Source organism: Photobacterium rosenbergii (genome assembly GCF_003026455.1).
GTDB lineage: Bacteria > Pseudomonadota > Gammaproteobacteria > Enterobacterales > Vibrionaceae > Photobacterium > Photobacterium rosenbergii.
Window position 1 is genome coordinate 300,968 of the sequence record NZ_PYMB01000003.1, and the last position, 12,022, is coordinate 312,989.

General features: G+C 42.7%; 12 protein-coding genes and 2 tRNA genes. 4 read left to right on the forward strand and 10 right to left on the reverse strand.

Going from position 1 to position 12,022, the window contains the following annotated elements; translation table 11 throughout:
• Positions 1-26 precede the first annotated feature (26 nt).
• The 4 genes from C9J01_RS11205 to C9J01_RS11220 form a co-directional block, all read right to left on the reverse strand.
• Positions 27-2,330 carry a putative bifunctional diguanylate cyclase/phosphodiesterase gene (locus C9J01_RS11205; protein WP_107298220.1) on the reverse strand — a complete coding sequence of 768 codons (2,304 nt, stop codon included), beginning with the start codon at positions 2,328-2,330 and terminating at the stop codon, positions 27-29.
• Complete coding sequence (locus tag C9J01_RS11210) at positions 2,327-3,265, reverse strand: transporter substrate-binding domain-containing protein (RefSeq protein WP_107298221.1); 939 nt, start codon at positions 3,263-3,265, stop codon at positions 2,327-2,329. Before C9J01_RS11210 ends, C9J01_RS11205 begins: the two co-directional genes overlap by 4 nt.
• Before the next feature lie 62 nt (positions 3,266-3,327).
• Complete coding sequence (locus tag C9J01_RS11215) at positions 3,328-4,737, reverse strand: aminotransferase class V-fold PLP-dependent enzyme (protein WP_107298222.1); 1,410 nt, start codon at positions 4,735-4,737, stop codon at positions 3,328-3,330.
• A gap of 371 nt (positions 4,738-5,108) precedes the next feature.
• Entirely contained in the window at positions 5,109-5,372 is a 264-nt protein-coding gene (locus tag C9J01_RS11220; RefSeq protein WP_201797818.1) for a serine protease, read from the reverse strand.
• Between the two features lie 178 nt (positions 5,373-5,550).
• On the opposite strand from C9J01_RS11220, the gene C9J01_RS11225 reads away from it, so the two are divergent.
• The 3 genes from C9J01_RS11225 to C9J01_RS11235 all read left to right on the forward strand — a co-directional run bounded on the left by C9J01_RS11225 (position 5,551) and on the right by C9J01_RS11235 (position 6,276).
• Positions 5,551-5,925 (forward strand): c-type cytochrome, encoded by a 375-nt coding sequence (locus tag C9J01_RS11225; protein ID WP_107298223.1) that lies wholly within the window; start codon positions 5,551-5,553, stop codon positions 5,923-5,925.
• A 158-nt stretch (positions 5,926-6,083) separates the two neighbouring features.
• Positions 6,084-6,157: transfer RNA gene (locus C9J01_RS11230), tRNA-Gly, on the forward strand.
• 32 nt (positions 6,158-6,189) lie between these two features.
• Positions 6,190-6,276 (forward strand) — tRNA-Leu (locus C9J01_RS11235).
• Positions 6,277-6,364: 88 nt separating this feature from the next.
• Here C9J01_RS11235 and C9J01_RS11240 read toward each other — a convergent pair.
• The 6 genes from C9J01_RS11240 to C9J01_RS11265 all read right to left on the reverse strand — a co-directional run bounded on the left by C9J01_RS11240 (position 6,365) and on the right by C9J01_RS11265 (position 11,124).
• Entirely contained in the window at positions 6,365-7,405 is a 1,041-nt protein-coding gene (locus tag C9J01_RS11240; protein ID WP_107298224.1) for a VOC family protein, read from the reverse strand.
• Positions 7,406-7,462: 57 nt separating this feature from the next.
• A complete protein-coding gene (locus C9J01_RS11245) occupies positions 7,463-7,927 on the reverse strand; it encodes an acyltransferase (RefSeq protein WP_107298225.1) in 465 nt (154 codons plus the stop codon).
• A gap of 114 nt (positions 7,928-8,041) precedes the next feature.
• Complete coding sequence (locus C9J01_RS11250; RefSeq protein ID WP_107298226.1) at positions 8,042-9,076, reverse strand: NAD(P)H-dependent flavin oxidoreductase; 1,035 nt, start codon at positions 9,074-9,076, stop codon at positions 8,042-8,044.
• Positions 9,077-9,256: 180 nt separating this feature from the next.
• A complete protein-coding gene (locus C9J01_RS11255) occupies positions 9,257-10,036 on the reverse strand; it encodes a phosphotransferase enzyme family protein (RefSeq protein WP_107298227.1) in 780 nt (259 codons plus the stop codon).
• 38 nt (positions 10,037-10,074) lie between these two features.
• Entirely contained in the window at positions 10,075-10,704 is a 630-nt protein-coding gene (locus tag C9J01_RS11260) for a LysE family translocator (RefSeq protein WP_107298228.1), read from the reverse strand.
• A 42-nt stretch (positions 10,705-10,746) separates the two neighbouring features.
• Positions 10,747-11,124 carry a type II toxin-antitoxin system RelE/ParE family toxin gene (locus tag C9J01_RS11265; RefSeq protein ID WP_107298229.1) on the reverse strand — a complete coding sequence of 126 codons (378 nt, stop codon included), beginning with the start codon at positions 11,122-11,124 and terminating at the stop codon, positions 10,747-10,749.
• A gap of 219 nt (positions 11,125-11,343) precedes the next feature.
• On the opposite strand from C9J01_RS11265, the gene C9J01_RS11270 reads away from it, so the two are divergent.
• Positions 11,344-12,000 carry a glutathione S-transferase gene (locus tag C9J01_RS11270; RefSeq protein WP_107298230.1) on the forward strand — a complete coding sequence of 219 codons (657 nt, stop codon included), beginning with the start codon at positions 11,344-11,346 and terminating at the stop codon, positions 11,998-12,000.
• Positions 12,001-12,022: the final 22 nt, after the last annotated feature.

Genomic DNA, 12,022 nt, shown 5'->3' on the forward strand with positions numbered 1-12,022 from the left:
TTGGGTTATACCGTTACTTTTCACTCTCAGGCAACAGATTGCGGTACCCGATTTTTAGACAAAAGCCGTTCAAACAGTTTAGCTGGAAGTGGCTTACTGAAGTAATACCCCTGCCCGTAATCACACTCTTTCTCCAAAAGGAAATCTGTATGCCAGCGGGTCTCTACCCCCTCGGCAACAACATGGATATTCAACGCTTTCGCCATCGCAATAATGGCACCGACTAGTTCTCGGTTAGGTTCATTTTGATCAATATCTATCAAAAATGACCGGTCAATTTTTAACTTATCGAAAGGAAACTTTTGCAGATAGCTCAGTGCTGAATACCCCGTACCAAAGTCATCAATCGTCAACTCTACTCCCTGCTTTCTTAGGTTATTTAGCAGAGTAATGACATCTTGCGTATGGTTAAACAGCAAACTTTCCGTCACTTCAATGTCTAGCCTGTTCGCTGGTAAACCTGATGAACGTAAACCTTGTTGAATTTGGTCGAATAGCTTCTCGCAATACCTAAATTGCACACTCGAGAAGTTAATAGAGATCTTGATAGGGATAATGGATTGCCAACGAGCAGCTTGGTGGCATGCTTGATTGATGGCGATCTCACCCAGTTTATGGATCAAACCATTCTTCTCAGCTAATGGGATAAACTCTTCGGGAGAGATAAAGCCTAGTTTTTCATCATTCCAGCGCATCAAGGCTTCTGCCCCTACAATCTGGTTCGTTTCCAAATCAAAGATAGGCTGATAATGCATTTCTATATTATTGTTACTAATGGCCTGACGCAGACGCCCATCTAAATCCAGGGAACGTTGAGTATCCGTCAGCATACTGTCTTCATAAAACCGATACGCATTCCGTCCATCTTGCTTAACCCGATACATCGCGGTATCTGCTGCTGCCAAAAGCTGGTGGGTATTGTCTCCATCCTGAGGATAGACAGACATACCAATACTGGTGGTAATAAAGAACTCTTGGTTATTCCAAATAAACGGGCGCTCAAATAATGATAAAATTGACGATGATAATGACTGGGCAAATTGTTCATCACTGAGCTCAGGAATTATAAGCAAAAACTCATCCCCCCCTAAACGAGCTAATACGCTTGATCCCCTCAGCACCGAAAGCAGACGTTGACTACTTTCCGTAAGAATATAATCGCCTGCTAAGTGACCTAACGTGTCATTAATCTGCTTAAAATTATCCAGATCAATGAACATGACTAGCACCTTGGTATCGGTTGCTATCGCATTGGCTATAACGAGTTCTAACTGCTCGTTGCCGAACTTACGGTTAGGTAAGCCTGTTAAAGCATCATGAGAAGCTTGATAAGCTAATTTTCGCTCAGATAGTTTTCTTCGATCAATCTCTTCAACTAGCCTTTCATTTTGAACAGCCAGTACCCTTTGCTGTTTGTGGGACTCTTCAAATTTCGTTTTTAATATAATGTTGGCATTATTAATATTAAAAGTATAAAACAAGCCAATAATCACCGGCACTGCCAAAAACGAAATACCGACAACAAACCAACCAGATGTAAAAATATCTTTTTCATTAATTGGAGAAAACCACCCTTGTAGTTGATATGGTGTGTTTTCAATCGGCAACTCATAGAAAATAATATTTGAATTTTCAAAAGGATCATCTTTTATCGAGTTCCAAACCAAAATATCATCAGCACCCGTCGATAGCAGCATTTTACTTCTACTACCTTCATACTCTTGGGCCGTTAACTGCTCAATAATCACCGTTGTATTGATATCAGCGATCAAATAAGCCACAGGACGACCTGAGTAATATACCGTTTTGAATATTTCACTGTGGGGCTGCTCAAGGTCATGGCGGGTATGTAACACATGGGTCTCTTCGGATATATCTTCGAATCGCGTTACATCAACGTGTAAACTGATTTTATCAGCGGTATCAACAATTACCGTTCCATCATAACTTGCCAATATAAACCGTTTATATACCGGAATTTTGTTAATTAGCTTATTTCTAACCAGTTGATTAAGCTCATGATCAAGCGTCATCAAACTGGCCCCAAGCCCATACTCCATCGACATGCCCGACGCTAAGTTGGCAAAGAAAGTTGTCATTGCACGGCTTGTGGTAAAATCTGAAACTTCTTCACTCGATACACTATAGAAGTACTCAAGCATACTGGCATAGCTCTGTACTTTAAGTGTTAACTCACGATGCTGGGACTCTTTCAACCTTGTTTGGCCAAGGTTGGTCACTGCCAAAATCAATATCAGATATGCCGCCAGAAGTACTGCGGCAAGAATGATAAGGTTACTACTTGACAGTTTTTCAATCCATTTCTTCATAAATCAGTTTCATTGCTCTTAGTAAAGTAGTCGCCATAAAAATAAAAGACTGACGGATAATGCTTTTCTATAAGCTTCTGATATGTCCCATCATTTCTAATCTTAGTTAAGTATTGATTAAATGCATGACGTAAATCGGGGCTAGTTTTCCTAAAAGCTGCAGCCATACGTTGATCTTGTGAGACCGGTCCAATAACTTTGATCTCACCAGGCCACTTTTCTAAAGCAATTAATGTATCTGCCACATCCAATAACGTGGTTTCTGCATCGTTATTTAATATGGCCGGAACCATTTCGTTCAGTTTGCGCCCGGGCTCAGGCAGGATGATATTCGCACCTGTGTCATACAGGTTATACAAATTAGGATCGAGGCAAGAATGCTCCATCGCCAAAACGTCTTTATTATTTATTAAGCTTTTTACGATATTAATATCTTTATTTACATCACCTGTTGGTTTTATTGGCTGCAAAGGGGAATCGGCCCGTGCAACCAACCAAACAGCTGAGGGAAAATAGTCAGCGGAAAAATCTACGATCTCTTCACGCCAATCGAGCACTGTCGCACCATTAGCAATGATATCACCCTCAACCTGAGTTTGTTCGCCCCATACAAACTCATTATTTGCATAGAAGGTATTTTGGCCCGTCAATTTTCCGACAACATTGTTCCACTCGGCAGGTACATACTCGTATTTAACCCCTATTGACGAGGCAAACCCTTTAACCAGTTCAACATCCAATCCGCTTAGTGACTCGAAATCATCCGTTTTGATATAAGAGACAAAATTTGCGTAAGGGACACCAATATGACGTAAAACACCCCTTTCTTTGATCTCAGCGAGATCATCAGCGTTCACGGTTGTGCTGACCAGTAAACCTGTTCCCATCAATACAGTCGCAGCCAATGCATGTGTCAGTTGTTTTGCTTTTTTCATCTATTCAGCCTCTCATCCATGAAATGCGAAATACGCCCAACTAAAGCCGGGCGTTGATTTGATTAAGCCATTTGTGCGTAAAGGTGCTCAATCGCCTTTACAAGTCCTTTTACATCTTTTTCATTGTGGAAGAGATGCGTAGAGATACGCAATGCATACGTTGAAGCCGCGTCATCTTTGTATAGTTTGAAGTCAGTAGTACGGATGATGTAGCCGTAGTCTTCTCGCAACCTATCTCTAAATTCGGTTAGCAACTCACCATCACTGACATTGAACGGGAATGGGTTGAATGTGGTCAAGCCGCTGTCGAGACCTTCTACATCGGGTGAAAATATAAGCGCTTGAGGTAACGCTTTACTCAGCAAGTTCTTGCAAAGTTTACTGAGAGACAATACTCGCGACTCGATACGGTCACGACCGATTTCATCCCACATCTTGCAACTGTCAGCCAACGCTTGCTTAGCCGGGTAATGGTCGTTACCTATATACTGCATCTGCAGTTGGGTACCAAGATAGTCAGCATGTGATAGCGAGGAGTTGATATACCAAAGCGGGTTTTCACACTCTGGCCAATACTCATCTAAACGGGAAGCGTTGTCGCGAACATACAAGATCCCTGTAGCCCCCGGGCCACACTGCCATTTATGACCCGAACCGGCATAGAAGTCACAATCGATATCATGGAAATTCAGATCCATCATGCCAATGGTATGCGCTCCATCAACCAAGGTTGGTACTGAATATTTTTTCGCGAGTTTACAAATTTTCTTCGCAGGAAGGCGGGTTCCCGTCTTGTAGGTAATGTGCGAGAAGACAATCAACTTAACATTGCTATACGCATTGAGCGCTCTTCTAAACGCTTTTACGTAGTCTTGTTCGCTCACACTTTCAGTACCGGTATAAATTGGTAGCTCTACTTCAACAACCTCTACACCAAAACGCTGTTTTACAACATTCAATGGTGACGACGCGGCAACATGCTCATGGTGTGTGGTTAAAATGACATCGCCTGGCTCAAAGTGAAGGCCATTGATAATCGAGCACATCCCATCGGTTGTATTGCGGCTCAAAATGATCTCGTGTGGTTCCGCACCAAAGCCTGCCGCGACAGATTCAACCATCTCTGAAACATACGGCCAACCACCGAACTTCCCATCCATATCCCATGGATACTTCGCGACAGTTTTATTGTTCTCATGGAAAGCTTGCAACACAGGCTTTGGCATAGAGCCTGTTGTGCCGATGTTCATGTAGGTTGAATCTTTATCAAGAATAAACTGCTGTCTAACTTCACGCCAAAACTCTTCATCACCACTTGTTAGGTTAAGTGATTGCCAATCAACTGGTTCTTCTGAAGCTGAAGCTTGGCTACTAAATACCGCACTGCCTACCCCTGCAACAGCTAGCCCTGTCGTGGTTTTCAAAAACTGTCGGCGATTAAGGTTTTTCAGATCTGACTCTGAATGACTCATTTTTAACTCCCTGTGTCGTGCACTTAAAAATCGAGAACAATTAACAATTCAATCAATAAATCACAAAATATTGCTAAATGTAATTATTCTTTTCAGAAATACCGAGCAATATCAAACTATCCCTGTGCAAATACTCGATTGAATTTACAAAACAGCCATACCTAAAAGGTAATGTTCAATTTTTTGCACAACTCAATAAACGAATAGACCAAAATTAATGGTGAGCCTAATAGATGTTTCATTTAGCCCACCTCTGCTTCCAATTTTATTCCATTATCAGCATACAAAAACGCCCTGCACAGGCAGGGCGTTAATAACACCAGTACTCCACAATTTACTATCCAGAAGTCAGTTGGTAGATAAGTTCAGTTTCATTCATTCTCTTTTTCGTTGGAGCAATAGCCTTCAAATGCCTCTTCGGTGTTATCAAAACCCTCTTGTTCTGCTAACTCCCAAGGTCGTTCACATTGTTCCGTTTTCGCACACCAACTGTATCCTGCAGATTGTTTACACCCATGCTCATCCTCATCTGCACCAACCATGGGTTCAGCAGAATCATTACAACCAAGCAGTAACATACCACTAGACAAAACCAGCAACACGCTAGCCAATGATGTTGAATAACGGCGCACCATAACAACTCCTCCGCATAGAAATGAAATGCCCTATCCAAATAAACTTAGTGCATGATGGTAAATATGTTAGCGGGGTTCTCCTTCTGCTCCATTATACCAACGACACTTTTTTCACACGGTTTACGCTAAAAACATATACAAGAGCAATACCTCACCCACTTAATACGCAGGCAGACAAATGAAACGTAGCCGAGTAAACCTTATCATCACTGCAATCATCTTACTGGCTAGCAGTATGGTTTACGCCATTGTGGCGAATTACCCATATACAGCAGTGGATATTGAGAATGGTCAGTCTCAGTACCTTGCAAATTGTGTTTTCTGTCATGGCGATAAAGGTCATGGTGACGGAACCGTTGCTATCGCATTGGAAGTAAAGCCCGATAATATTTTTGACGAACTAAAGAATCCGTTTAGCCTAAAGATAGAGCTTATCCAGTCTGTTCTCGAGGGAGATAATGGCCAGGAAGGAAAGATGCCAGCTTTTGGTCATACCCTATCGAAAGAAGACATCAATGACATCTTCGCGTACATAGAAAGTGTTAACGAGTAGCAGTCAATTCGCCGACCAACATGTTATTTGTTTAATAATCAATCAACCTCAACAACCGCCTTTATTAAAGCGTGATAGGCGTAGCAATTTCTATCTTTTAGGATTGCGAGAAGAACGGTCTAGGCTTATCGTTTCTTTGTAATCAGTCACTTAGTGATGCGAGCATCGTATAATGGTATTACCTCAGCTTCCCAAGCTGATGACACGGGTTCGATTCCCGTTGTTCGCTCCAAAATACTTAGTTACTGATGAGTAAGATGACATGCGGTGGTGGCGGAATTGGTAGACGCGCTAGCTTCAGGTGCTAGTGTCCGCAAGGACGTGAGGGTTCAAGTCCCTCCCTCCGCACCAATCTTACTTTTCAAAGCTTCCCCCCCATTCTCGTTTAACTTGTCACAATCGTAAGTTTGCTTTCACGATCAGAGTGCTAGTCTCTACCCTAATTCAACAAGTAATAGCCCGATAGCACAACCCAGGTAGTGACAATCAACCAATAGACAACAGGGTTACTGTTGCGCTCTACATGCTCCAAAAAATGGGTCGACCCACTTTTAATGTCCGGTATCACCCAAAGCAGGAAAAGCACACCCCACACCCAGTTCATTTCCGTAACAACAGCCAGTGCAATGACAACCAGCCCAAGCACTGCCCGCCATTTAAACTTATAAGAAAGTATTTTATTTAACAGGCCACTTTGCCCGACACCCAGTTTGCGATTTTTATTTGCTACTGCACCCTGCTCAACCAGATAAAAAGCTGCACCTTGCGAGTCATAGGCCAAAACTGCACGTCGCTCGCCCAACGGTTGCTCGGCAACAACTTGGCCACCGCTCTGCTCAATATGCTTTAACTCAGCATCGAGATCGTCGACTGCAAAGTATACTCCCCAATATTCTTTATCCCCTTTGATGTCATTGCTAGTCACCTGAATGCCTGCGATAGGCTCACCCGACACAATCACGTTGTAGCGTCCTACCTCATTGGTTGCTCTTATCTCCCAATCAAAGACATGCTGATAAAAAGCTTCTACCTTCGAGAGATCAGAAATATGCAACTCATGCCAAATCCTTTGTCCATGTTGGACAGACTGGCTAAGCTTTCCGGCTTGGCTAACACCCAGATCACTACCGTCATAGCAGGTGAAGCCCGCACCTGAAGGGTCACGGATCAGAGCAATCATGCCACCACCAGCCGCAAGTTGTGGCTCAACCTCAACTTTCGCTCCATGTTGCTTCGCCAATTCAACAGTTTTGTAGATATCACCGACTTGAATGTATGACATCCAAAATGACGGCATCCCCATACGCTGGAAATTTTCTGGCATGGTGTACAAGCCCGCAGTCGCTTCCCCTTTCCCTTCGCACAAGGCATAACCCTCGCCCATATCCTGGTAATCCCAACCTAGGCACTCAGTGTAGAAATGTTTAGCTTCTTCAAAGTCAAAAGTAGATAGATCGCACCAGGTAAAGGTATTGGTCATGTTAGCTCCTTGCTTGATGAACAAATGAAGATTTGACTGCGCCCTGAGTGAGAACAATCAAGCTAAGTCTCTTAATTTTCTTGCTGGGTTCCCTGCATAAATGCCTTTTTCGATAATATCCTTGGTCACGACGCTACCCGCCCCAATCACTGCTCCCGAGCAAATTCTCACAGGCAAAATAGTCGCATTAGAGCCAATGGTAACCTTATCTTCGATAACAATACGCCCCCAACTTTCAGGGTCTGGGTCCGGCTCCCCACTTTTGAACAAATCGTTGGCGAACATCACGCCGTGGCCGATAAAGCAATCAGCACCAATCGTGACATACTCGCAAATAAAGGTGTGAGACTGCACTTTTGTCCTTTCACCTATAATTGTATTCTTCTGGATCTCGACAAAAGGCCCAATAAAGACATCGTTTTCCAAGGTACAACCGTACACATTTGACGGTTCAATAATAGTGACGTTGTCACCGCATTCAATATCAACAACTTTAGCCTGTAACAGTCTTGGCTGAGACATCACACTCACTTAATACCTTAATTCAAATAAAAACTAGATTACTGCGCGCCAATTAATATTGTAACGCTTCGAATAGAAACGCGTTAAATTCGACTCTATATGTCTTGATGGATGCTAAAAATTTTGGACAAGTAACTGAGTTAATTCCTTCGCTGATACTTCCTTGCACCCTGAAGTATTTTGTCCGCTCCACAACGGTGAGAAGTCTCCGACGCCTTGCTTTTCATACAAGGCTCGCAGTTGGGTCATTTCAATGGAAGCAAAAGGAAACTCAGGGGCATCTTCACGAAGACACCCTAGTTCTGCCATAGCCCTGTTCACAATACCTCTAGCTGGCCTACCAGAAAATATATTGGTTACAGCGGTAAGGTTTGAGTTCTTATCTTTAAGTGCCATACGATGGATAGGTGAAGTTCTGGCCTCGTTACAAAGTAGGTACGCAGTCCCTACCTGAACATATTCAGCACCTAACATCATAGCAGCCTCAACCCCTTCGCTCGAAGCGATACCCCCGGCTGCAATAACCGGTATATTTATTTTGGCTACTATTTGAGGTACTAATGAAAAAAGGCCCAACTGACTCGATAACGCTTCTGATAGAAACATTCCCCGATGCCCACCGGCTTCAATGCCTTGGGCGATAACCGCATCAACACCTTGTGATTCCAGCCATATGGCTTCATCGACTGTAGTGGCTGTGGATATTACCCTTGTCCCCCAACGCTTTATTCGAGCCAATAAGTCTTTCTCAGGAAGGCCAAAATGAAAGCTGATCACTGGTGGTGAAAAAGGTTCTATCGCATCAGCCATATCATGATTGAAGGGCAATCGACTCGCAGCACTCGACTGACTTGCACACAGCGTCCCCACCTTCGTAAAGTAAGGCTTGAGAGTCTCCTGCCACATAGCCTGTCGAGCTGGATTGAACTTCGGCATCTCATGGCAAAAGAAGTTAAGATTAAAAGGCTTATCAGTAGCAGATTTAATCGACTCTATTTCACTAATGATCTTTTCAATACTCAGCATACCGCAAGGCAAGGAGCCCAAGCCACCGGCTTCACTGACCGCAATGGCCAAACTACTGTCTTGTACTCCAGCCATTGGAGACTGAATAATAGGTAAAGTCGTTCCAAATAAATCCCTTTCCATGGCCTTCCTTATTAAATCTGGCTCATATTGATAGGAATTATCATGCCATTCTTTGGTTATAATAAACGTGCTACAGTTCACTCTGTTATAACTGACCTGTTATAAACATTCGCATCTATCGCACTAAGCCATTCCGGTTTTGGTTTAGGAATGGAAGACAAAACAAAGCCTCCTCAGGAATCAGAGAGAGCATATTATTGATGTAATTTCATCTCGGTTTCTTTCTATATATCGAGCATCTTCAAGGTATGCCAAATGATGACCGTCACAGATATTTTGGGCAAATGATATATTGCCTTTCTCAGCTTCACTCACCATAAAAGACACTAAAGCGTTCAATCGCTCTATCATTGTATCGATGAGCTGTAGACGATCCTCCTTGGCTAAACCGTAAGCATCACAGAATAGTTTTGCTCGAACTGACTGCTCGACTAAATCACCCAATGCATCGTGAGGGTGTGTTTTAAATGGCGCCCAGCAATACACAGCATAAGCGACATCCCATACCCTTGGCGCTGGATGGGCCGTATCGAAATCAATAATCCCTATTACGCTTTCTCCATCCAACACCACGTTATAAGGCGCATAATCACCATGGCAGATAACCTCTTGTGGCTCCCGGCTTGGTAGCATCCAGCACAAATCAGCATTTTGTGGGCTCTGCACCCAACTTACCGTTGCATCATGATACTGCCGCAGCAGATAGCCTGCAGATGAAAGGGCTTGCTGGGTGGCAACTGGCCCGACTAATGGATAGTTATATACTTCACCCTTAATGTAAGAGAGCATTTCATAACCTTCTTGGTTTACCCCAAAAACAGTCGGTGCCGCATGAAAAGCTTGGGTTTTAAGGTATCTGAGTAACTTATGTACAGCAGGCGTCCACTCTTGAGTGGGCCGATATACAATATCTTTCAATCGATAGATTTGACCTTCTCGGCCACCTTGTAACTCTTCCATGATTTTCCACTTGAATTTAAACTCAGGTTTTAACCGACTTAACTGCGATTAACTGTTGAGAGTAATGTACCAGCCCCTATGAACACACCACCTGTGAGTTTATTGAACATCTCCGCTCTCCCTGAAGCAAATACCCAGTTTGAAGACTTGGATCCTAGATAGGCATAAAAAAGTAACCAAGTAAGCTCTAACACTGCAAATGTGATAGCAAACACCAAATATTGGAAAAAAAGCGCTTCTGACGGATTGATAAATTGGGGAAAAAGCGCGGTAAAAAAGATAATCGCTTTAGGGTTACTGGCTCCGACTATAAAACCGCTCATATAGTGACTGGCGAAATGGCTTGGGCCTGTAACTGCTGGTGATGGACTTTCAAAATGAGTGCTTTTAGATGTAAACGACTTAATGCCAAGGAAGATCAAATACCCTGCACCTACCCACTTGATCAGATTAAACACCACCTCAGAAGAGGCAATAATGACTCCCAGTCCAGTAAAGGATAACGTCAATATAGACGTAATAGCAGTCAAACTACCCAAAGCGGTATATGCGCCAATTTTCCAGCCTGCCGTGACTCCCTTAGTCATACATAATAACGAGCTTGGCCCTGGTGACGCGGTAAGAACCAGCACTGCAAGTACATAGTAGATCCATATCTCGAAGGTCATATGGAAACTCCTTTTCCATAAAAGTACGATTAAAATATCACGTTAGCTTATGTATAGCTTTTTCTCCAACTTATAAAGCAGATTGTTTACCGTTATAGCCCGATAGGCCTCTTTCTGTGGTGTCTTTCTTGTTGTTTTAACAAAGACGTGAATAATAACAATATCGCCTTCTTTGCTTTTTGCGAAAAGTACCCTTATCGATTCTTTTCCAGCATCGACTCTTAACTTATATATCGTACCTTTGTATTTCCAAATTTTTGGTTTCAGTACTTTTAGATTCTTACAAGAGTAAATATCACCATGCTCAACATAAGTATTTAACTTGTTAAAGAGGCTAATACGAAGCTCATGAGACATGGCGTTAAGTATCAAGGGCACTGAAAGCGCTGTTTCAGTGTCATCAACAATAAAGATTTTCATATTGGTACAGCACCTGTTTTTACACGATGATAAACGTGAAGTGCGGACGCATATAATCAATTCTATTGAATAGGCTGTTTGATTATTTCAGCTTGATTCTCACCATGAAACATCACAGATAACATCTATTTATTGCAAAGAATAAGTCAAGCCGATCAACTTTGTAACTAATCAGGTCTAAAATCAGAAAGATAACCTTAAACTTACAAGGCTAAATACATGTCACTTCCAATCCTTTACTCTTTGCGGAGGTGTCCTTATTGCATAAGGGCAAGGCTCGCAATATTAATGGCTCAACAACCTGTAAAGGTACGTGATGTAGTTACCCGCAACTTACCGGTTGAGATGCTCCAGGCCTCACCAAAAGGAACAGTGCCTGTATTGGTGATAAATAAGTCAGAAGTGGTCGATGAAAGCCTAGATATCATGCTTTGGGCCCTTAAGCAAAATGACCCTCTTAATTTGCTGTTAAGTGATAAGCCTCTTTCTCATCAAACCGAGATGATTTCATTGATATATCGTAATGACAATGATTTCGTCCCTTCACTAGATAAGTACAAGATTGCCGCTCGTTATCATCACAATAATGCCCTGACCTACCGTCAGGAGTGTGAGCAATTTATCAGTACTCTTGAATATCATTTAGCCAAACAAACCTTCTTGATGGGTGAGCGTCCAAGCTTGGTTGACTACGCAGTATTGCCGTTTATCCGACAGTTCTCGCGAGTTGATAGAAAGTGGTATTTAGGCGCTCCTTACTCTCATCTCGAGCGATGGCTTAATACACATTACCAGAACCCGCTTTATTCCAAAGCTATGACTCAATACCCTCGATGGCTCGATACCAAGCAAGAGTTTTTGATAGGGAATGTTTAGTGTTGCAGACAGGATAGCCAGT

Bases quoted from the DNA above. Each gene is read 5' to 3' on its own strand.
- C9J01_RS11205 (WP_107298220.1), bottom strand. From the start codon at position 2,330: ATGAAGAAATGGATTGAAAAACTGTCAAGTAGTAACCTTATCATTCTT.
- C9J01_RS11210 (WP_107298221.1), bottom strand. From the start codon at position 3,265: ATGAAAAAAGCAAAACAACTGACACATGCATTGGCTGCGACTGTATTG.
- C9J01_RS11215 (WP_107298222.1), bottom strand. From the start codon at position 4,737: ATGAGTCATTCAGAGTCAGATCTGAAAAACCTTAATCGCCGACAGTTT.
- C9J01_RS11220 (WP_201797818.1), bottom strand. From the start codon at position 5,372: ATGGTGCGCCGTTATTCAACATCATTGGCTAGCGTGTTGCTGGTTTTG.
- C9J01_RS11225 (WP_107298223.1), top strand. From the start codon at position 5,551: ATGAAACGTAGCCGAGTAAACCTTATCATCACTGCAATCATCTTACTG.
- C9J01_RS11240 (WP_107298224.1), bottom strand. From the start codon at position 7,405: ATGACCAATACCTTTACCTGGTGCGATCTATCTACTTTTGACTTTGAA.
- C9J01_RS11245 (WP_107298225.1), bottom strand. From the start codon at position 7,927: ATGTCTCAGCCAAGACTGTTACAGGCTAAAGTTGTTGATATTGAATGC.
- C9J01_RS11250 (WP_107298226.1), bottom strand. From the start codon at position 9,076: ATGGAAAGGGATTTATTTGGAACGACTTTACCTATTATTCAGTCTCCA.
- C9J01_RS11255 (WP_107298227.1), bottom strand. From the start codon at position 10,036: ATGGAAGAGTTACAAGGTGGCCGAGAAGGTCAAATCTATCGATTGAAA.
- C9J01_RS11260 (WP_107298228.1), bottom strand. From the start codon at position 10,704: ATGACCTTCGAGATATGGATCTACTATGTACTTGCAGTGCTGGTTCTT.
- C9J01_RS11265 (WP_107298229.1), bottom strand. From the start codon at position 11,124: ATGAAAATCTTTATTGTTGATGACACTGAAACAGCGCTTTCAGTGCCC.
- C9J01_RS11270 (WP_107298230.1), top strand. From the start codon at position 11,344: ATGTCACTTCCAATCCTTTACTCTTTGCGGAGGTGTCCTTATTGCATA.